General features: G+C 32.2%; 23 protein-coding genes. 10 read left to right on the top strand and 13 right to left on the bottom strand.

Annotation, left to right across the window (positions count from 1 at the left end; genetic code table 11):
* Window positions 1-2: 2 nt before the first annotated feature.
* The 3 genes from ACTTA5_RS06110 to ACTTA5_RS06100 all read right to left on the bottom strand — a co-directional run bounded on the left by ACTTA5_RS06110 (window position 3) and on the right by ACTTA5_RS06100 (window position 3116).
* The gene (locus tag ACTTA5_RS06110; protein WP_440634050.1) at window positions 3-1337 is read right to left on the bottom strand and encodes a TRAP transporter large permease; all 1335 of its coding nucleotides are present in this window, start codon (window positions 1335-1337) and stop codon (window positions 3-5) included.
* The gene (locus tag ACTTA5_RS06105; protein WP_075506706.1) at window positions 1337-1951 is read right to left on the bottom strand and encodes a TRAP transporter small permease subunit; all 615 of its coding nucleotides are present in this window, start codon (window positions 1949-1951) and stop codon (window positions 1337-1339) included. The genes ACTTA5_RS06110 and ACTTA5_RS06105 overlap by 1 nt, the downstream gene beginning before the upstream one ends.
* 70 nt (window positions 1952-2021) lie before the next feature.
* A complete protein-coding gene (locus ACTTA5_RS06100; protein ID WP_262589327.1) occupies window positions 2022-3116 on the bottom strand; it encodes a TRAP transporter substrate-binding protein in 1095 nt (364 codons plus the stop codon).
* Between the two features lie 140 nt (window positions 3117-3256).
* On the opposite strand from ACTTA5_RS06100, the gene ACTTA5_RS06095 reads away from it, so the two are divergent.
* The 4 genes from ACTTA5_RS06095 to ACTTA5_RS06080 are packed head-to-tail and all read left to right on the top strand — an operon-like array spanning window position 3257 to window position 6991.
* Window positions 3257-4852 (top strand): GMC family oxidoreductase, encoded by a 1596-nt coding sequence (locus tag ACTTA5_RS06095; protein ID WP_440648699.1) that lies wholly within the window; start codon window positions 3257-3259, stop codon window positions 4850-4852.
* Window positions 4852-5445: a TerC family protein gene (locus ACTTA5_RS06090; RefSeq protein WP_075506621.1), complete on the top strand. Its 594-nt coding sequence runs from the start codon at window positions 4852-4854 to the stop codon at window positions 5443-5445. The genes ACTTA5_RS06095 and ACTTA5_RS06090 overlap by 1 nt, the downstream gene beginning before the upstream one ends.
* Window positions 5445-6203 carry an SDR family NAD(P)-dependent oxidoreductase gene (locus ACTTA5_RS06085; RefSeq protein ID WP_440648697.1) on the top strand — a complete coding sequence of 253 codons (759 nt, stop codon included), beginning with the start codon at window positions 5445-5447 and terminating at the stop codon, window positions 6201-6203. Before ACTTA5_RS06090 ends, ACTTA5_RS06085 begins: the two co-directional genes overlap by 1 nt.
* The gene (locus ACTTA5_RS06080) at window positions 6188-6991 is read left to right on the top strand and encodes a M23 family metallopeptidase (protein ID WP_440648695.1); all 804 of its coding nucleotides are present in this window, start codon (window positions 6188-6190) and stop codon (window positions 6989-6991) included. Before ACTTA5_RS06085 ends, ACTTA5_RS06080 begins: the two co-directional genes overlap by 16 nt.
* Here ACTTA5_RS06080 and ACTTA5_RS06075 read toward each other — a convergent pair.
* Window positions 6988-7587: a LysE family translocator gene (locus ACTTA5_RS06075; RefSeq protein ID WP_440648693.1), complete on the bottom strand. Its 600-nt coding sequence runs from the start codon at window positions 7585-7587 to the stop codon at window positions 6988-6990. The genes ACTTA5_RS06080 and ACTTA5_RS06075 overlap by 4 nt on opposite strands.
* A gap of 51 nt (window positions 7588-7638) precedes the next feature.
* Here ACTTA5_RS06075 and ACTTA5_RS06070 point away from each other — a divergent pair, with 51 nt between their 5' ends.
* Genes ACTTA5_RS06070 through ACTTA5_RS06060 form a run of 3 tightly spaced genes read left to right on the top strand, consistent with a single transcriptional unit; the run spans window position 7639 to window position 10230 of the window.
* A complete protein-coding gene (locus tag ACTTA5_RS06070) occupies window positions 7639-8505 on the top strand; it encodes a DMT family transporter (RefSeq protein ID WP_440648691.1) in 867 nt (288 codons plus the stop codon).
* 8 nt (window positions 8506-8513) lie between these two features.
* Window positions 8514-9290: a fumarylacetoacetate hydrolase gene (locus tag ACTTA5_RS06065; protein WP_440648689.1), complete on the top strand. Its 777-nt coding sequence runs from the start codon at window positions 8514-8516 to the stop codon at window positions 9288-9290.
* 58 nt (window positions 9291-9348) lie between these two features.
* Window positions 9349-10230 (top strand): DMT family transporter, encoded by an 882-nt coding sequence (locus ACTTA5_RS06060; RefSeq protein ID WP_440648687.1) that lies wholly within the window; start codon window positions 9349-9351, stop codon window positions 10228-10230.
* Here the strand turns inward: ACTTA5_RS06060 and ACTTA5_RS06055 are convergent.
* A complete protein-coding gene (locus ACTTA5_RS06055; protein WP_440648685.1) occupies window positions 10227-11531 on the bottom strand; it encodes an NAD(P)/FAD-dependent oxidoreductase in 1305 nt (434 codons plus the stop codon). The two genes, ACTTA5_RS06060 and ACTTA5_RS06055, sit on opposite strands and share 4 nt — an antisense overlap.
* A 39-nt stretch (window positions 11532-11570) precedes the next feature.
* The gene (gene xsc / locus ACTTA5_RS06050) at window positions 11571-13355 is read right to left on the bottom strand and encodes a sulfoacetaldehyde acetyltransferase (protein WP_075506615.1); all 1785 of its coding nucleotides are present in this window, start codon (window positions 13353-13355) and stop codon (window positions 11571-11573) included.
* Between the two features lie 116 nt (window positions 13356-13471).
* Here xsc and ACTTA5_RS06045 point away from each other — a divergent pair, with 116 nt between their 5' ends.
* From ACTTA5_RS06045 to ACTTA5_RS06035, 3 genes are read left to right on the top strand one after another with little or no spacing between them, the layout of a single operon-like run.
* Window positions 13472-13756 carry a UxaA family hydrolase gene (locus ACTTA5_RS06045; protein WP_440614486.1) on the top strand — a complete coding sequence of 95 codons (285 nt, stop codon included), beginning with the start codon at window positions 13472-13474 and terminating at the stop codon, window positions 13754-13756.
* Between the two features lie 4 nt (window positions 13757-13760).
* Window positions 13761-14927 carry a UxaA family hydrolase gene (locus tag ACTTA5_RS06040; protein WP_075506613.1) on the top strand — a complete coding sequence of 389 codons (1167 nt, stop codon included), beginning with the start codon at window positions 13761-13763 and terminating at the stop codon, window positions 14925-14927.
* Between the two features lie 16 nt (window positions 14928-14943).
* A complete protein-coding gene (locus ACTTA5_RS06035; RefSeq protein ID WP_440648683.1) occupies window positions 14944-16017 on the top strand; it encodes a YeiH family protein in 1074 nt (357 codons plus the stop codon).
* On the opposite strand, the gene ACTTA5_RS06030 is transcribed toward ACTTA5_RS06035, so the two are convergent.
* The 7 genes from ACTTA5_RS06030 to ACTTA5_RS06000 form a co-directional block, all read right to left on the bottom strand.
* The gene (locus tag ACTTA5_RS06030) at window positions 16014-17093 is read right to left on the bottom strand and encodes a TSUP family transporter (protein ID WP_440648681.1); all 1080 of its coding nucleotides are present in this window, start codon (window positions 17091-17093) and stop codon (window positions 16014-16016) included. The two genes, ACTTA5_RS06035 and ACTTA5_RS06030, sit on opposite strands and share 4 nt — an antisense overlap.
* A 28-nt stretch (window positions 17094-17121) precedes the next feature.
* A complete protein-coding gene (locus ACTTA5_RS06025; protein ID WP_440614490.1) occupies window positions 17122-17256 on the bottom strand; it encodes a hypothetical protein in 135 nt (44 codons plus the stop codon).
* A gap of 66 nt (window positions 17257-17322) precedes the next feature.
* Window positions 17323-17673: a hypothetical protein gene (locus ACTTA5_RS06020; RefSeq protein ID WP_075506610.1), complete on the bottom strand. Its 351-nt coding sequence runs from the start codon at window positions 17671-17673 to the stop codon at window positions 17323-17325.
* A gap of 27 nt (window positions 17674-17700) precedes the next feature.
* Entirely contained in the window at window positions 17701-19560 is a 1860-nt protein-coding gene (gene aprA, locus ACTTA5_RS06015) for an adenylyl-sulfate reductase subunit alpha (protein ID WP_440648679.1), read from the bottom strand.
* Complete coding sequence (gene aprB / locus ACTTA5_RS06010) at window positions 19560-20030, bottom strand: adenylyl-sulfate reductase subunit beta (RefSeq protein ID WP_440648677.1); 471 nt, start codon at window positions 20028-20030, stop codon at window positions 19560-19562. The genes aprA and aprB overlap by 1 nt, the downstream gene beginning before the upstream one ends.
* A gap of 33 nt (window positions 20031-20063) precedes the next feature.
* Complete coding sequence (locus ACTTA5_RS06005; RefSeq protein ID WP_440634933.1) at window positions 20064-20858, bottom strand: adenylyl-sulfate reductase; 795 nt, start codon at window positions 20856-20858, stop codon at window positions 20064-20066.
* Window positions 20859-20956: 98 nt separating this feature from the next.
* The gene (locus tag ACTTA5_RS06000; RefSeq protein ID WP_440634934.1) at window positions 20957-21355 is read right to left on the bottom strand and encodes an HIT family protein; all 399 of its coding nucleotides are present in this window, start codon (window positions 21353-21355) and stop codon (window positions 20957-20959) included.

The following is a 21355-nucleotide window of genomic DNA, read 5'->3' as shown; positions in this document are numbered from 1 at the left end:
TTCTACTGTCCATATAGGAGAGTTGGTAACCAAAGTGCAATTTTAGGAAATATTATAATTAAAACCAAACCAATTATTTGAAGCACCATAAATTGCATCATTCCATAATAAATATCTTTTAAATCCCATTCAGGCACTACCCCTTTTAAGAAATACGCAGACAATGCCACTGGAGGAGATAGCCAGGCGGTCTGGAGATTGACGGCAACTAATATTGCAAACCAAGTAAGATTAAAGCCAAGAGCTTCAATTAATGGTAAAATAATTGGCACAATAATCATTACGATTGGTACCCACTCTAAAGGCCAACCCAATAAAAATATTGCCACCATTACAATCGCTAATATTAAATATTTGTTCATGTCTAAACCTAACAAGAATTCAGTTAATAAAGTTGGAGTACCTAGTCTTGCAAAAACAGCACCAAAAAAGTTTGATGCAGCAACTAAAACCATAATTAAAGCTGTTATCTCTAAAGTTTTAACAAGAGCTTCTTGAAGTTTTGAAAAGGTTAATTTTTTGTATGCTAAAGAAAGTAATAAAGCTCCCATTGCACCACAACCAGCTGCTTCTGTTGGAGTTGCAAAACCAAAAAGTATACTTCCTAATGCTGCAAACACTAACGCTGCTGGAGGAACTAAACCTAAGAAGAATTCAATCCAAACTTCTTTCATACTAGCGGCTCTCATCTCTTCAGGAATTACAGGTCCCAATTTAGGATTTATCATACATCTTATTGTTGTGTATCCAGCGTATAAACTTGCTAAAAGAATTCCTGGAATTATAGCAGCCGCAAATAAATCAATAACTGGAATTTCCATAATTGGGCCCATAACAACAAGCATGATACTTGGAGGTATTAAAATTCCTAAAGTACCACCAGCTGTTATCGTACCTGCAGCAAGCCTGACGTCATAGCCAGATCTATTCATTGATTTTGCAGCCATGATACCGAGTATGGTTACTGAAGCACCAACAATTCCTGTTGCTGCAGCAAAAATAACTGAAACAAAAAGAACAGCGTAATATAATGCACCTCTAACTCTTGCTAGCATCATTTGAAATGATGAGAATAATCTTTCCATTAAACCTGCCTGTTCCATCATAATACCCATAAAGACAAAGAGCGGGACGGCGGCGAGGGTTTGTTCGGTCATGACCATCGAAAACTGGAGGGTCATTAAATAAAAGACCAATTTTCCAAACCCTAAATATCCAAATACGAAACCTAAAAATATAAGTGTAAATGAAATAGGAAATCCTACGAAAATCGCAAAAAGCATTACTCCTACCAGAATAAAACCTAAATATGCTGGATCTATAAATTCAGCTAACATTATTCATCTTCTCCTGGCCATTTTCCTCTAGTAGCAGCCCAATAACTTTTTAATAATTCTGAAATACCTTGGATTAATAAAAATACGATACCAATCAATAAACAACTCTTAATTGGCCACATATAAGGCATCCATGTAGTATCCATTCCTCTTTCGCCTCTTTGAATAGACTCACCTACATAACCAATTGTCATATAAAGAAAGACTATTAGTCCTGGAAAATAAAATAAAATATATAACCAAAAATCAATCGTCCCTTGGTTTTTTGTTTTGAAATTTCTGTATAAAAAATCTGCTCTTATATGAACACCTTTTGAAAGTGCGTAACCTGCACCTAACATGAATAGTGCGCCATACAAAAATCTACTTATGTCATAAGCCCAAATTGTAGGTGCATGAAAAAGTTTTCTTGCCAAAACTTCGTAAGTCATAGCAAAGATAAGTGGCATCAGTATCCAACAAACAACGTTACCTATCCATTTGCTAAATTTATCAATATTTACAATAGAACTTGCCATCCATGATGGCATATCATTTGGCATCTTCCCTGAACCACCTCGCCTTTCGGCTATCATTTCATCTGATATATCTAGTTTAGTTGGTTCTTCAGCCATAAAAATTTTTTAGAAAAATTAGAGCGGACAATTAAGTCCGCTCTAATTGAATTATAGATTAATTATTGGATTACTTTAATGTTGCTGCGTGAGCCATTCCTAGCTTCGCATTAGACATTTGAGCACCACTCCAGAAAGGAACTGCTATATCAGCAAATTCTTTCATAGAGTCCCATACTTCTGCAAAGAATGCATTGTTTGCAGCGTTTGTTTCCAAACTTTTCTTAGCTGCAGCCATGTATTCTGTGAAGTAATCAGAAGGTGTGTCCTCTAATTTAACTCCATGAACTTCAGTAAGCTCTCTTAAAGCTTTACCATTTTCATAGATTCTGTAACTTAAAGATTTAGCTAATGAAGCATTAGCTGCAACTTCAAGAGACTTCTTCTCATGATCGCTCATAGCGTTGTAAGTTTTTCCAGTAATATAAAAGTCAGCATTTACGACTACTTGGTGTAGACCTTGTAGGTAGTAGTGCTTTAATACTTTTTGGAAACCAAACGTTAAGTCTGGTTTTGGACAACACCATTCAGCAGCATCAATTGTTCCTGCTTCTAAAGCTGGTAGAATATCTCCACCACCCATAGCTACAGATGCGATACCGATGTCTTTATATGTTTGTCCTGGAATTCCAGGAGGAGTTCTGAACTTATATTTTCTAAAGTCAGCCATATCTTTAATTGGTTTTGGAAACCAACCTAAAGCTTCTGGTCCAACTGGTTGAATCATAAATCCTTTGATGTCTCTTCCCATTTCTTTCCATAGTCTGTCGTATAACTCTTTTCCACCGCCATACTGGAACCATGATAAGAATGCAATGTTGTCAATACCAACACCACCACCAGCTACTGGAGAACCGAATAGCATAGCTGCAGGATGGTCACCTGACCAATAGTGAGTCCATGCGAAACCACAATCGATTAGGCCTTTGTCAACTGCATCTAAAGTTTCTTTTACACCAACAACAGCTCCAGCTGGCATAATTTCAAACTTAAGAGATCCACCAGTTAACGCTGTTACTGTGTCAGTAAAATCCTTTAACATCTTAACTTCATCAGCTTTTGTGTTAAGAACTGTCTGACATTTTAGTGTTTTTGCAGCATTAGCGTTTGAAATAAATCCAAACACCATTGCAACTGCAAATAACATTGAAATGATTTTTTTCATTTGTTTCCCTCTCTTTATTTTTAAAGTCGAAACTTTGTCAAAGAATGAAAACTAAAACAAGTGTTAATATTGGTATATTTTAAAATTTTTAACAGATTTGTTAGAAATATAATTTTTTTAATTTATAAGAGTTCTAATTTATGAATAATTTTGATTTCATTATACTAGGAGCTGGATCTGCAGGCTGTGTTTTAGCAAATAGGCTATCAGAAAATCCTTCACACAAAGTTCTTTTGATTGAGGCTGGAGGTAAAGATAATTATCCATGGATCCATATTCCAGTTGGTTATTTTAAAACGATGCACAATCCTAATACTGACTGGTGCTACAAGACAGAACCAGATGAAAGCATGAATAATATTTCAATACGTTATCCCCGTGGAAAAACTTTAGGAGGAAGCTCTTCTATCAATGGACTTTTATATATCCGAGGACAACACAGAGATTATGATATTTGGAGACAGCTTGGAAATACTGGCTGGGGTTGGGATGATGTTCTGCCCTATTTTATAAAAGCAGAAAATCAAGAAAGAGGCAAAAGTGAATACCATGGAGTTGGTGGGCCTCTCTCAGTCTCAGATCAAAGAATACATCTTCCTCTTTTAGATGAGTTTCAAAACGCTGCTGAGGAATTTGGTGTACCAAAAACAAAAGATTTTAATACAGGAGACAACCATGGCTGTGGTTATTTTCAAGTAACAGAAAAAGATGGATTTAGATGCAGTACTGCTGTTGGTTATTTAAACCCTGTTAAGCATAGAAAAAATTTAACAATTATTACTCACGCTCATGTTAAAAAAATTAACTTTGAAAATAAAAAGGCAAAATCAGTTGAGTATTGGCAGGATAATGAATTGAAAACAGCTGAGGCAAACAGAGAAATTATAGTTTCTTCAGGTGCAATTGGTTCTCCTCAAATATTGCAAGTATCAGGAATTGGAAATCCAGAAAAACTAAAAAATTTGGGAATTGATATGGTTCATAATTTAAATGGTGTAGGTGAAAATCTACACGATCACTTAATGTTAAGACCTATTTATAAAATTAACGGTTTAAAATCTCTTAATAAAAAAATTAATAGCTTGTTTGGAAATTTGCTTATCGGATTAGAGTATGTTTTTAAAAGAAGTGGTCCAATGACTATGGGAGCAAGTCAACTTTGTATGTTTGCAAAAAGTGATCCTTCTTTAGAATTACCTGATTTACAATGGCACGTTCAACCGATGAGTATGGATACTTTAGGAGCTACAAAAAATCATGATTTTCACGCGTTTACTCCAACTGTTTCAAATATAAGACCTACAAGCAGAGGTCACGTAAGTATTGTTGATAAAGACTCGCGTGTTTACGCAAAAATAAAACAAAATTACCTATCAACTGATCACGATAGAATGATTGCTGCTAAAGGATTAAAATTGACAAGAAAAATTATAATGGAATCTGAAACTTTTAAGAAATATACACCTGAGGAATATAGACCTGGTATTCATATTGATGATGACGAGGAATTGGTGAAAGAAGCATCAAATTTTGCACAAACTATCTTTCATCCTGTTGGTACATGTAAGATGGGACAAGATGAGATGTCAGTAGTCGATGAAAAATTAAAAGTAAGAGGAATAGAAAATCTTAGAGTTATTGATGCATCAATAATGCCTAACATTACTTCAGGAAATACTAATGCACCTACGATTATGATTGCAGAAAAAGGTGCTGACATGATACTACAACAATAATGTTTGCAGAATTTTTTACTCCCGAACAAATTGCTATTTTAACACAAATAATTTTTATTGATTTAGTGTTAGCTGGTGACAATGCCATTATAATTGGAATGGTAGCCTCAAAATTTCCAGTTGAACAAAGGAAGAAAGTTATATTTTGGGGAATTGGTGGTGCAGTAATATTACGGATAATATTAACGTTACTAACAGCTTATTTGTTACAAATTACAGGACTAAGACTTATTGGGGGAATTTTACTTCTTTATATTGTTTACAAACTTTATGTTGATGTAATCAAAGGCTCAGATTCAGAGGAAGATATAAAAGTAGACAACTCAAGTTTTTTAAAAGCAATTTGGACTGTTTTACTTGCTGATTTTACAATGAGTTTAGATAATGTTTTGGGTGTTGCTGGTGCTGCAGGTGATCATTATGGATTACTTGTATTTGGATTGGTTCTATCGATTGTTTTAATGGCAACTGCTGCAACATTAATTTCTGGATGGATAAAAAAATACAAATGGATTGCATGGGTTGGTTTATTAGCAATATTAATAGTAGCTGTTGAGTTGATTTATACAGATATTAAAATAATATTCTTTTAATGTATCTTCAAAAAATTAATCTTAAAAATAAGTACGCACTAGTTACTGGTGCTGGTAAAGGACTTGGGAGAGCTTGCTCTATTGCACTCGCAGAAGCTGGGGCAACTGTAATAGCTTTAAGCAGAACTCCATCTGATTTAAATAAATTAGAAAAAGATATTAAAAAAATTAAAGGTAAAGTAATTAAAGTTCCTTGTGATGTAATGAATTATGAAGATCTAAAAGCAAAATTAGAAAAAATCAAAATTATTGATGTGTTAGTAAACAATGCTGGAACTAATATTCCTGAACCTTTTGAAAAAATTAAACAAAAAAGTATGAACTACTTGGTAGATTTAAATCTAAAAGCTGCATTTAATGTTGCACAATTAGTAGTTAAGAAAATGCTTAAAAATAAAAAGAGACCTGGCTCTATTATTAATATGTCTTCTCAATTAGGTCATGTCGGTATGAGTGGGAGAAATGTTTACAATATGACTAAATTTGGGATTGAAGGTTTGACAAAAGGTATGGGTGTAGAGTTAGCTAAAAAGAATATAAGAGTTAACACAGTAGCTCCTACGTTTGTTGAAACTCCAATGGTTAAAAATTTCTTTAAAAATAAAAAATTTAAAAAACTAGCACTTGGAAATATTCCAATGGGAAAAGCAGCAACTGAAAGTGATGTGGCAACAACAGTTTGTTTCTTAGCCTCACCTGCTTCCTCAATGATAACTGGAACATCAATTATAATAGATGGTGGATGGACAGCTCAGTAATAAATAGATTTTTTTTAATATTTTTCTTATTTTTTTCATCTGCAAACGCAATAGAATTTCAAGGTAAATTCTTACAAGGTCATTTTATTTTAGGGAAAACAAATCCTGATGCAAAGATAATTGTTGGAAAAAAAGAAGTAAGAGTATCAAAAGATGGTTTTTTTGTTTTTGGTATTGATAGAGATCAAAAATATGATCTTATTTTTACAAAAATCTTTGATGGAAAAAAAACTACAATAACCAAAAAAGTTTTAAAAAGAAAATACAACATTCAAAGAATAGATGGCTTAGAAGAAAGCAAAGTAACCCCACCCGAGTCAGTCTATAAAAGAATAAAAAAAGAAAATAATGCAATTGGTGAAGCAAGAGCAATTAATTCTGAATTACAGTTTTTTAAGCAAAAGTTTATAATGCCTGTTGAAGGAATAATTAGTGGTGTATATGGGAGTCAAAGAATTTTAAACGGTAAACCTAGATGGCCACATTATGGAATTGATATAGCAGCAAAACAAGGGACAATGATTAAATCATCAGGTTCAGGTAAAGTTACAATGGCTGAAGATGATTTATATTACACCGGTGGAACAGTAATTATGGATCACGGTCATGGTATATCAACTATATATTCGCATTTAGAAAATGTTTTAGTTTCTGTAGGAGACTTAATTAATCAAGGAGATATTATTGGAACCGTCGGATCGACAGGTAGATCAACTGGACCTCATCTTGATTTTAGAATTAATTGGTTTCAAACTAGATTGGACCCAATGTCTGTTTTGGAAAATTAATAAAAAAACATCCAAATACCAACAAGAATTAATATAAATCCGCCAATTTTATTTAAAAATTTTAAATATTTTGATGCTATGAATTCTCTAAACTTGCCAAATACAAATGCATATGAGCTATCAAATATTGTAGCTACAATTATAAAGATAATTCCAAAATAAATTATCTGATAACTAACAGGTTTATTTATATTAATAAATTGAGGAATAAATGCACCAAGGAACAAAAATATTTTTGGATTAGTTAAAATCACTATTAATCCTTGGAGAAAATATTTTTTTTCAAATTTAGTTACTTGAGTTTTTTTTAAATCAATATCTGACTTAATTGTAATTACTCCAAGTGAAATTAAATAAATTGAACCTAGAATTCTTACATATTTAATAATCACTTCTAGAAAAGGCGAAACTATCTCAAATCCAAGTGCTAATAAAAATAACAAAATTAAAACGCCAACTTGGGTACCAAAAACGTTTAATAATCCTGCTTTTACACCAGATCTTAGAGAATTGGCAATTATCAGACTGACAGTGGGGCCCGGTACTATCACTATTAAAAAACTTGCTATAACAAAATATAGTAATACAAAATCCATGACAGTCTGAATTAATCAATAACAACTTGAAATAAAATTAAAACAAAAAAAATGAAATTTAAATCAAGAGAAACACTGGGAATTATTTTTGCAATAATTGCTTACTTTTCATTTTCAATCCTTGATGCAATTCAAAAAACTGCAGTTATTCATTACTCTATATTTCAATTATTATTTATCAAATATACTTTTGTGCTTTTGTTAGGCTTGATAGAAGCAAAAAGAGCTAACAATAATAATTTTTTTAGATCTAATAATTTAAAACTTCAAATTATAAGAAGTCTACTATCTATTTTAGAGTCTGGTTTCTTTGTTTTATCTTTTAAACACCTATCTTTAGCGAACGCTCATAGCATAGGTGCACTAGCACCTATAATTATAGTTGCATTATCTGTATTTATTTTAAATGAGAGAGTATCAATCAAAACATGGATAGCAATCTTTATAGGTTTTATTGGAGTTTTGATAATTATTAGACCTGCATCTGATGTATTTAGTATAAATTCTTTTATTCCATTGTTAGCAGCTTTTTTTCTGGGTCTTTATCAAATAGCAACAAAAAAAATAACTGAATATGATGCTCCTGAAGTATCCTTGTTCTACTCTTCTTTAGTTGGGATTGTTATAACCTCAATAATGGCGTTTAATTTTTGGCAACCTGTTAATTTTAATTCTTTATATTTCTTTGTGCCAATTGGTTTATTTTTTTCATTAGGTATATACTTCCAAATATTAGCACTTAAAAATGCAAGAGCTAGCATAATACAACCATTTCATTATACTTTAATTTTTTGGGCAATAATTTTTGGATTTTTCTTCTATGATGATGTTCCAGATTTATTTACTATTATAGGTGCAATAATAATTACAACTTCAGGAATATTTGTTATTAATCAAACATCAAAAAAAATAAATTAAAAATTCTTATGACAAAAACACTTAGAGATAAAATTTCCGATAAATTGGTTAATGCTTTTCAAAATAATAAAATTATTTCTCCAATACCTGGCAAATTTACAAAAAAACTTATTGAAGCGGACAAATTTAGAAAATTATGTGAAAGCAAAATAGAAGATCCAACAATAGGTTTTAAAGCTGGTGGAACTGGAATTCCGTTAATGAAAAAATTAAAAGAAAAAGAGCCTTTTATTGCATCTGTTTTCAAAAAAAACTTAATAAAAAGTGGAAAGAAAGTAAAAATAAATAAATATGCTTTAGGGATTGAACTTGAAGTTTGTTATTTGATCAAAAAAACTTTTTTCACTTCAAAAGGTAAGATCACTAATAGTAACGTAACTAAATATATTTCACACATGGCACCCTGTGTCGAAGTAGTTGGATATAGGCAAAAAAGAAAAGGTATTACTTCTTTTGGAGATTTAAGTAGTGACTTTGGAGGTAATATTAAATTTTTGATTGGTCAAAAGAAAAAATTTAAAAAAATTAACATAGGTAATTTAAAAACAAATATTTCAAATAAAAAAGCTAAGCAAAGTGTAGATGGAAACACAAATGCTGTTTATGTAAATCCAATAAATTCATTAAGATTTGTTTTAAATAAAGTTAAAAAAGATAAAATTAATTTAGACAAAGATTTTTATGTTTTTACAGGATCCACAGTTGGGGTTGTGCCTATTATAAAAAAAGGAACATATACAGCAAAAATTGATAAACTTGGATCTGTAAGAGCAGTTATTTCATAATATTATAATCATAAGGATAATTTTATTCATAGAATACGTGTGTAAAAATTAATTAATCATGAATAATTTTATTCTTTTTATAATCACTCTTTTTTGTTGGTCACCCACCTGGTATCTAATTAAATTTCAATTAGGCTATGTTGATCCACTGGTTTCTGTATTTTACAGATTTTTAATAGCTGCATTTATAATTTTTATTTTTTTAATAATTAAAAAAGAAAACTTAAAATTTTCAATCAATCAGCATTTTTGGTTTTTGTTTTTTGGAATTTGCTTGTATTCGGTAAATTATGTTTTCTTCTATTTATCTAACACTTATTTAATTAGTGCTTTTCCAGCAATTGTATTTTCAACTGTGGTAATAATGAATATAGTTGGTGAAACATTCTATTTTAAAAAGAAGCCTTCATTAAAAACTTTAATCGGAGCATCAATTGGTATGGTGGGTATAATGATCATTTTTAATGATGAAATTTTCAATTTTAGTTTTAGCGAAGGAACTCATATAGGATTGTTTCTAGCTCTAGTTGGAACATTTTGTGCATCAACAGGTAATATGGTTCATCAAAGAAACTTAAACAATAATTTTCCTCCAATACAAACAATAGCATACTCTATGTTTTATGGTTCAATTGTTACATTGGTAATTGCAAAATTTCGAGGAGCTGAATTATTATTTGAAACTAGTTTCAGCTACATCTCTTCACTATTTTATCTTTCAATTTTTGGTTCAATATTTGCTTTTGTATCTTATTTGAAGTTGCTTGAAAAAGTTGGACCTGGAAGAGCTGGTTATGTTGGTGTTGTAATGCCCGTATTAGCATTAATTATTTCAACAATATTTGAAAATTTAGAATGGCAATATGATCTAATAATGGGTCTTCCAATTTTAATCATTGGTGCAGTTCTTGTGATAAATCAAAAAATTAGAACCAATTAGATTTCTGATTTAGCTCTCAAACGTTCATAAACTAATCTAGTTTTTATTCCTAAATTCAAAAATGGTTGCGGAGGTAACCATGTAGGTTTGTTCCTCGCTTCTATTGTTTTTATTTCACAAGTACTTTCATTAATCGCTTTAAGAGCAATTTGTTCACCAAATAAAGTTCCTACACCAATACCTGAACCGTTATAACAACCAGCGGCAAAAATATTACTATCAATTTTTTCAAATATTTGAGAACTATTCCTTGTTCTTGATACTATTCCAGACCAAGATGATTTAATTATATCATTGGGTAATTGTGGAAATCTTTTTTGTATTCCAAGTTTCTGATTGAAAGATCTTTTTTTAAGAGTGGAATTTGACATAACAAATGGATTGTGTACTTCAGCTGTATTTCTAATCAAAATTCGTCTGTCTTTTGTCATTCTAATTGTTGCACCCATTGGCCTTACAGGTAGTACGCCCCATTCTTTTGGTTCACCAATAGATTTAAATTCTTCATCAGATAATCTTCTTGTCATGCTAGCAGTTAAAGTAATGGGAAAGTTATAATTTGATTTTATTCCTAATGATTTTAAAAAACCATTCGTAGCAAAAATAATATTTTTTGTTTTAATTTTTCCATTTTTGAAATTACAAAAAATGAAATCTTTATTTTTAGACCAATTTAACAAACAAGAATTTTCATACAAAATAACATTAGTAGGAAGAGCATCAACCATTGCTCTAACTAATTTTCCTGGATGTAGTAGAATACCACCCTTTGTGTAAAGTCCGATATTATAAAAACTAGTACCTAATTTTTCAGACAATTCTTTGTATCCTAATAAACTGTGTTCAAAGCCTAACTTAGATAATGTATTTGAAAAATTTTCTAAAATTTTTTTATCTTGAATTTTTGATGAAGCGAAATATTTACCACTTTCATTCCAATCACAATCTACTTGATGTTCTTTAATAAATTTTTTAACTACATCTATTCCTAATGAATAAATATCAGCTTTCTTTTTGTAATTTTGCAGTTCTTTATTTGATGTAAAACCATCATTCAAAGTTGTATCAACCAAATAACCAGAATTTCTTCCACTAGCACCTTCACCTGCTAGTTGGGCATCTGCTAGTATAATTTTTAAATTTGAATTTATTTGAGCTAATTTTCTTGCAGCAGACAGACCTGTGTAACCAGCCCCTATTATTAACCAATCACACTCATCGTTTGATAGAAGAGACTTGATGTTTGTTCTTGGATTAAGGTCATTAATCCAACTACAGCTATTATCGTTAGTCACTTCCATGAAGTGACTTTACGATAATTGATAAATTTTTAAAAGATTTTAAGAGTTTAATGAAGGTTGTTTCTTCATATCTGCTTTGTTGATACCAGCAACTCTTACCGGTTTCTTCATCGCATCTCTTCTAAATGGTTCTCCAAGTTCTTGGTTTAGAATTACTTCTATAAATGTTGTAATTCCTTTCTTTTGGTCTTCACAAGATTGCTTGATTGCATTTGTTGTTTCTTCCATTGTTCTAACAGTTACACCTTTTAAACCACATGCATCAGCAACTTTAGCGTAACTTAATTCAGGGTCTAACTCAGTTCCAACAAAATTGTTATCAAACCATAGAGTAGTATTTCTTTTTTCTGCACCCCATTGATAATTTCTAAAAATTACCATTGTAATTGCAGGCCATTCTTCCCTAGCGCATGAACTCATTTCGTTCATGCTAATTCCAAAAGCGCCATCTCCCGCAAAACCAATTACCGGAGTATCAGGACAACCAATTTTTGCACCTAATATTGATGGAAATCCATATCCACAAGGTCCAAATAAACCTGGAGCTAAATATTTTCTTGGTTTTTCAAAAGTAGGATAAGCATTTCCTATTGCACAGTTATTTCCAATATCACTTGAAATAATTACGTCATCAGGCATACCAGATTGAATTGCTCTCCAAGCTTGTCTTGGTGACATTCTATCTGAATCTCTTTCTCTAGCTTCTTTATTCCAAACTGTTCCTTCATCATCATCTTCATGATCTAAACTTGAAAGTTTTTGTAACCATGCAGATTTTGTTTGGTGAATTAAATCTTTTCTAGCTTGCCTATCAGTATCTCCTGCGTTCGAAGATAGTTTTGCTAAAATTTGCTCTGCAACTAATTTTGCATCACCACTAATTCCAACTGTTACTTTTTTTGTTAAACCAATTCTATCAGGATTAATATCTACCTGAATGATGTTTGCATTTTTTGGCCAATAATCAATTCCATACCCTGGTAAAGTTGAAAATGGATTTAATCTTGTACCTAGTGCTAAAACAACATCGGCTTTTGAAATTAATTCCATTGCAGCTTTAGAACCATTGTAACCTAAAGGTCCTACTGCTAATGGGTGGCTTCCTGGAAAACTATCGTTATGTTGATAACCAGAACATACTGGTGCATCTAATTTTTCAGCAAGATTTTTAGTAGCATCAATAGCTCCACCAATAACAACACCAGCACCTGAAAGTATTACTGGAAATTTTGCATTAGATAACAAATCAGCAGCTTTAGAAACAGCATCGTTACCTCCACCTTGTCTTTCTAATCTTACAATTGGTGGTAAATCTATATCAATAACCTGACACCAATAATCTCTTGGAACGTTTATTTGTGCTGGAGCTGAGCCTCTTATAGCTTTTTCGATTACTCTGTTTAGAACTTCTGCCATTCTTGATGGGTCTCTAACTTCTTCTTGATAACAAACCATATCTTTAAACAGGTTCATTTGCTCTACTTCTTGAAAACCACCTTGGCCCATAGTTTTGTTTGCAGCTTGTGGTGTTACCAATAATAGAGGAGTGTGATTCCAGTATGCAGTTTTAATTGGAGTTACTAATCCTGTTATTCCTGGTCCATTTTGTGCAATGACCATAGACATTTTGCCTGTAGCTCTTGTGTAACCATCAGCAATTAAACCACCATTTGTTTCATGGGCTACATCCCAAAAAGTAATTCCTGCATCAGGAAAAATATCTGATATTGGCATGAAAGCAGAACCGATAATTCCAAAAGCGTGCTCAATGCCGTGCATTTGTAAAACTTTTACAAAAGCTTCTTCTGTTGTCATTTTTGTCATAAGACTAGAACCCCTCTAAAGTATAATTATTAAGAATTTATAAAATTCGTTTGTCAAATTTCGCGATTAATATATAAGATTTTCTAAATTTCAAACAAACAATTCGACACAACATTATGGCTACAGACATCATTATACACGACGAAAAAGACAACGTAGGAGTAGTTGTTATTGAAAAAATCACTCCAAAACAGGACTGCTCTTGCTGGATTATGGAAAATGACAAGACAGTTAACATTCAATCTGAAGATGAAATCCCTCTAGGACACAAAATTGCAATGAACGATTTAAATGAAGGTGACACTATTATTAAATACGGTCATGATATTGGTAAAGTAGTCAAATCAATCAAAAAAGGTGAACACGTACATGTTCACAACGTTAAAACAAAGAAGTGGTAGTAATATGGAAATCCCAAAAAGTTTTTTAGGTTATAAAAGAGAAAATGGCAGAGCTGGAACAAGAAATCATGTAATCATTTTGCCTGTTGATGATATTTCAAATGCTTGTGCAGAAGCTGTCGCAAACAATATTAAAGGCACAATTGCGTTACCTCACTCGTATGGAAGATTACAGTTTGGTGCTGATTTAGAGTTACATTTTAGAACAATGATAGGTACAGCAAAAAACCCAAATGTTGCTGCTGCTATAATTATTGGCATTGAGCCTAAATGGACTAAAAGAATTGTTGATGAGGTGGCAAAAACTGGAAAACCTGTTGAAGGTTTCAGTATTGAGGGTGCTGGTGACATTGAAACAATCATGAAAGCTTCAAAAAAAGCTCAAGAATTTTCAATGTGGGCTTCTGAAAAACAAAGAGAGGAATGTCCAATAAGTGATCTTTGGATTTCGGTAAAATGTGGTGAGTCTGACACTACTTCAGGTCTTGCATCTAATCCAACAGTTGGAAATTTAATGGATAAATTAGAGCCATTAGGAGTTCATTTATGTTTTGGTGAAACTTCAGAACTTACAGGTGCTGAAACAGTTTGTGAAAAAAGAGGTAAAACTCCAGAAGCACAAGAGAAGTTTAAAAAAACTTGGAATGAATACAATGATTTCATTTTAAAAGAAGCAACAGATGATTTATCAGAAAGTCAACCTACTGCGGGAAATATAGCTGGAGGACTTACTACGATTGAAGAAAAAGCATTTGGAAATTTTCAAAAAATAGGATCAAGACAATTCGTAGATGTTTTAACACCTGCCGAAGAACCACAAAAAGGTCCAGGATTATATTTTATGGATACTTCTTCAGCTGCAGCAGAATGTGTTACATTGCAAGCCGCTGGTGGTTTTAATATTCACTTATTCCCAACAGGACAAGGAAATATTATTGGAAATCCAATTGAACCAGTTGTGAAATTAACGGCCAATCCATTAACAGCAGTCAGCATGAAAGAACATATCGACTGCGATGTTTCTAAAATACTTTCTAGAGAAATGAATTTGGATCAAGCTGGTGATGAACTAATTAAAGCAACTATTAGAACAGCTAATGGAAGGTTAACTTGTGCTGAAGCTTTAGGTCATAGAGAATTTGTAATGACTAAGCTTTACAGAAGTGCTTAATTAAAAATCCTACTTTATGGCTAAAAATAAGTACCTGGTACTTTTACCTGGTATTATACTTGCGTTTGTTCTCTACACATTATCTCAAGGCTTTAATAATATTATTGGTATTGAATTATTAGGATACGAAAAAAGTCCTATATCCACTGCAATGATAGCTATCCTATTAGGAATGTTCTTTGGAAATGTTTTTAAAATAAGAGAAAGTTTCATAAGAGGTTTGAATTTTACTCAAAAAAATATTTTAAAACTTGGAATAATTTGCTTAGGTATTCAATTAAAACCTTTTGAGTTTCTTGAATTTGGTGCAATTGCTATTCCTCTAATTGTAATTTGTATTGTAAGTGTATTAGTAGTTATTAAACTTTTAATTAAGAGATTAAAAATCCCTACAAGAATGGCTTACCTAATATCAATTGGTAGTACAGTTTGTGGAACAACAGCAATAATGGCAACTGCTCCTGTAATTGGTGCCAAAAAAAATGAAATATCTTACGCAATTGCAAACATCACTTTGTTTGGGATTCTTTCAATGCTGATCTATCCATACTTTGCAAATTTTTATTTTAACGGTGAACCACTTTTAATTGGTTTGTTTTTAGGAACTTCCATACATGAAACGGCACAAGTAGCAGCTGCTGGATTGATATATGATCAGCAATACAATAGCCCAGAGACTTTAAATGTAGCAACCGTAACTAAATTAGTAAGAAATACTTTTTTAGTTATAATGATCCCTTTGTTTGCTTATCTGTATAACAGAAATGAACCTAAAGAAAAAAAATACTCAATAATTGATATTTTTCCATATTTTGTTCTAGGTTTTGTAGCAATGATTATTGTTCGAAATTTAGGTGATCTAATTTTTATTTCAAACAACGCTGAACTTTGGTTTAGTACTGTGGATGGAATTAAATCTTTATCAAAAATATTCTTAACAATGGCAATGGCAGCAATTGGTATGTCTACCAATTTAAGAGATATTATCAGTATGGGATACAAACCTTTTGTAGTTGGATTTATTGGAATGGCTACTGTTGGAATTGTTTGTTTAGGGACTATTGAATTGTATCTTTACTTATTTAATTAAGATTTCATCAATATTTGTTTTTTAAAATTTGAAAAAAATCTTCTTATAAAAGCTGCTGCTACACCTAGAAATATTGCAAACATAATTGAGAATAAGCCATAAAAAAATGGCATCTCATTAGAAAAATCTAAAATAAATTGTGAGAAGAAATTTAAATCCGAAATTGCAGAAGTGGTTGTTGCATTTGTATCATGATCTGCAAAAAATGAATCATAAGCAATTGCAATACCAACTGCTAAAATCAAAATAGCCATCAGTGCACGTAATCCTGAGCTATCAATTTTTTCTCCTAATTTTTGTCCAATCTGAACACCAATTATTGATCCAATAACAAGTAGAAATACTAAAAGTAAATCAATCGAGCCATAATTAAATGAATGCAGGAAAGTAACAATTACACTGACAAAAATAGTAACAAATAATGAAGTTCCAGGAACAAGTTTAGTTGGCATCTTAATTATATAAATCATTGCTGGCACTAATATAAATGCTCCACCTATTCCCATTATTGCAGCAATAAAACCAACTACTAAACCAATAACTATTGGAGTAAAAATACTTTCATATAATTTTGATTTTGGAAATCTCATTCTTAAAGGAAGTCCATGGATCCAATAATGAACATGTAATTTTTTTTTAACTAAAACGTTTCTTTTAGCTTTATCTATTTCACCAAGACTTTCGACTAACATTAAAGATCCAATGATTGCTAAAATATACATGTAAGCTAAAGAGATTACGGTATCTATCTTTCCAATACCTTTAAAATAAGAAAAGGTAAAAATTCCTAATGAGGTACCTATAGCGCCACCAATGACAATCATTAAACCCATTTTGTAATCTAAAGTGTTTTTTAGATAATGTGTTGTTGAACCAGAAACTGAAGTGGCTAAGATATTGTTTGCTTCATTTGCAACTGCGTATGCAGGAGGTATTCCTAAAAAAATTAAAAAAGGTGTCATTAAAAAACCACCTCCCACTCCAAACAATCCAGAAAGGACACCAACGATTGCGCTTAATATAAGAATTTCTATTGGATTAACAAAAACTTGCGCGATGGGTAAAAATACATCCATTTAAATAAATAAATTGTTTAAAAACAACTTAGTTAAAAGTAATAAAAGTTCCAACTATAATAACTCCCCAATAAGCAGCTAGACTTAAAAATATACCTGTTTTCATTAAAGAAACTTTTAAGCTAGTTAGTTTATTGAAAATTTTTACGTTAGAAATTTGCATTAAGTGCGTCAATACACCCAGAGAACAAATTGTCAAATATTATTTTAAAAATTAGATAAATTTTTTTTAATAGATCGTTGCACCAAAAACTTTAACCATTTCATCTTCAACACCTAAAACTAACCTTCCCAAAAATTCTCCTGGAATTTCTTTATTGGTCTGTTTTATCAGAACGGTTATATGCTCTCCTCTTCTAAGACACCCAAAAGGCTCGAACGTTTCATGAAGATTAGTGATAAGCTTATTGTTAGCCCATTGTTTTCCAAGCTCTACCTCATTAGCTCCAAAGAGCATCTGAGTTGAAAAATCTCTGGTAAATCCACCATAATCTTTTAAATTTGACGATTTTACCAGGTTAAACCAAATAGGTTTAGCCAACTCATATATTTCATCATCTTTTTTTGATAAAATATCCATAACTTATCTATTTCTAATTAAAGTATCTTAAGAAGCTTTTTTCTTCTCGTTCTCATCCACGATGTGGTAGACAGGAACCTTCTCCATACTAAATTTACCAGTTTTTGGATCTCTTCTAGAAACTGTCAGACAATGCCAATTATCATCATCAAGTTTCATATGATCTCCTCTATAATAGTATCCTGGCCATCTAGTCTCTTCTCTAAATAAAGTATGTTCAGTTACACACTGAGAAGTTAAAGCTCTATGTTTCAATTCCCAAGCTCTCATCAATTGGTGATAATCTTCAGCACCAACATGCTCAAGATCTTCTTGAAGCCATTCAAGCAATTCAAGACCTCTTTTCAACATATTGCCATTAGTCATATAGTTAGATGTAATTCCACCTACATATTCGTCCATAATCTTCTGTAGTCTTTGCAGACCTTGGATTGGTGATATATAACTAGGAGAAACAGTTCCACCAGTGATTTCGTTTTGTGCAACAGTGAAGTTTTCAAGTGGTTTGTAGACCATAGCTTTGAAATCCTCACATTGTTTGTCTGAAACCTTAACCCCTTCAGCTTTTTTATCTTCGATATACTTAACAGCAGCTTTAGCAGCTAATCTACCCTCTGTGAAAGATCCAGATGAAAACTTATGAGCACTTCCACCCACAGTGTCTCCAGCACCAAATAATCCGTCAATTGTAAGCATTCTGTTATAACCCCAGAAATATTCTGGTGGAGATAAATCTTCAGGACCGCTTACCCAAGCTCCTGAACAAGTAGCATGTGAACCCATTACATAAGGTTCTGAAGTTGTTAATTCAGGATTAGTATATTTAGGATCAATATTTTGAGACGCCCATACTACAGCTTGACCAACAGTCATTCCTAAGAAGTTCTCCCAACCAACTGTTTCTAAATGTGGATCTTGGAAAGCTTCAGTTGTAACCATATGAATTGGTCCACCACCAGCAGCAACTTCTTGAATGAAAGCATGATTTCTTAAACAAGTAGGTGTTGGGTGATGATCAATATATTCGCCAACTAATTCTTTAGTTTGATCATACCATTTCTTCTCATAATTTTCCCCATTAGCGTTCTGGGTATACGTTTTTAAGTGTAAGAAATAAGCTCCAACTGGCCCATAACCGTCTTTAAATCTACATAACACAATTCTATTTTCCATTTGTGTCATTTTAGCGCCAGCAGCAATAGGAAGAGCATATGCTGAACCGTTACTCCAAGGAGCATACCAAGTTCTACCCATTCCTTCTCCAACTGCTCTTGGTTTGAAGATATGAGAAGCACCACCAGCTGCAACTATTACAGCTTTTGCTCTGAAAACGTGAAAATCACCTGTTCTCATGTTGAAGCCAACGGCTCCACCAATTCTATTATCTTGAGACTCATCCATAATTAAATGAGTGATCATTATTCTATTATAAATTTTATCAGCAGATTTTTTTGCCGCCTCAGCAACAATAGGTTTGTAACTTTCACCATGGATCATGATCTGCCATTTACCTTCTCTTAAATATCTTCCAGTTTGTTCATTTTTCATCATTGGAAGACCCCATTCATCAAACATGTGAACAGTAGAGTCTACGTGTCTAGCCATGTCATAACCTAAATCTTCTCTAACCATTCCCATTAAGTCATTTCTTGCATATCTAACATGGTCTTCAGGTTGATTTTCTCCCCATTGCATTCCCATGTAACAATTGATTGCATAAAGACCTTGAGCAACAGCTCCACTTCTATCTATGTTTGCTTTTTCTACACAAACAATTTTCATATCTCTTCCCCAGTGTCTAGCTTCGAACGTAGCACCTGTTCCAGCCATACCACCACCAACAACTAATATATCGCAATCTTCGTAATGTGTTTTATGTCTAGCCATTAGTAATAAACTCCTTTTTTAAACGACTCTTTTGGCACTGATGGTAATTCACCTTCAATATTTAAACCTTCTGGCTCAGTATAAAGTCTTTGTGAATTAATCTCACCTTGGTTTGGTTTATCACCTTCAGCAAGTTTTGGAATAAATTTACCCCATGGCTTTGTAGTAATTGGAGAAACAAAGTTTTTCTCTGTTCCATTTCTAAATTTGATCTTCCATGAAATTGTTCCTTTTTCTTCTTCTCTTCTAACTCTAACGCTATGACCCATAGGAGCAAAATCAGCATAACCTCTTACGTCTATTGCATGATTTGGGCATGCTTTTACACATGAATAACATTCCCAACAAAAGTTAGGTTCAATATTTTTTGCACGTCTGATATTTTCATCTATGTGCATAATATCTGATGGACAAATATCCACACAGTGACCACAGCCATCACATCTTGTCATGTATACGAAAGTTGACATAATTATTTATTCTCCTTTTTTAATTTCATCATATTAATAGTGTTTAGGTTGTTCTCTTTTAATACCTAAACCAAACTGTTCAGGCGCGTCAGCAGGAGGAGGTAAGTTGTCTCGTGAACCATCTGCTTCTGCTAAATTTTTTTGGATTGCTGCACCAGGTTTATAAAACATGTGTGCAAATTTAGACCAATAAACTCCTCCAAATAAAACTAAATTTGAAAGGACAAATAAAGTCAAAAATAAATAAGATAATCCTGCTTGACCATTAGATTGTGTGTAAGACCACAATAAACCAAAAGTCGAACAAGCTAATAAAGCTAAAACAAATAAATCAGCTTTAATAATTCTGTACCAAGGATGCGCTTCCGCAGATACATCTACTCTTAAAAAAAACCAAAACCAATAACCACCAACACATGTAAGTATTGCTCCTACATGCCAAATCATAGACCAAGTAGATGAAGTAGGTTTATCAGCTCCTGTGTAGCAAAATACTAAAACTGCTGATGCAACCCAAAATAATATTGTTCCATACATTCCAAGAACATGTGCAAGTCTTCTTTTTCCAAATCCAAGTTCTGCAGTTGTGCCGATATCATAAACTGTTGTCTTTGCGATAATTGAAGCTCTTTCTCCTGTACTCAATTCCTTAACAGCATTAGCTTTAGCTTTTTTGGCATTATTAAAAAAATAAGTAACGTTTTTGTGAACAATCATTTGTATAATTGTTCCTGCTGCAATCAAAATTACCATAGCAATTATGAAGCTTTGCATTGCAAAAGGTGAAACAGTTTCAGCTAAAATTGAAAAAGGATTTGTAGATAACATAATTTTTAATTATTTATAAAGTTAGTTTGAGATTTTCTAGTCTAGTTAAATAAAGAGTTCAACTAAAACTATTGGTCAATTTTGTCATTAATAACAACTTACGGTTTACGTTTGTAATGTTGTTTATTTGGAATTACTGATCTTACCCCACCTTGGGGGTTATCAACGTCACCTTCTCTTCTTGGTATCAAGTGTATATGGCAATGCATTATAGATTGACCTGCAATTTTTCCAGCATTTGTCCCAATATTAAATCCTTTAACATTAGTATCTTTACTTAGAATTTCATTTTTAACTATTTGGATAAGATCATTGCAAGCAATCAATTCATCATTTGTCATGTCAAAATAATCTTTAATATGACGCTTAGGAATTATTAAACAGTGGTGATCAGAAACAGGATAAGAGTCGAAACTTGCATAAGCAAGATCATTTTCGTGAGCAATACCACTTTTTTTTGAATCACAGAATAAACAAGGATTGTTAGGATCTCTCAT

This window comes from Candidatus Pelagibacter sp. HIMB1521 (assembly GCF_052047875.1).
GTDB lineage: Bacteria > Pseudomonadota > Alphaproteobacteria > Pelagibacterales > Pelagibacteraceae > Pelagibacter.
This window is presented reverse-complemented; position numbering and strand designations above follow the sequence as displayed.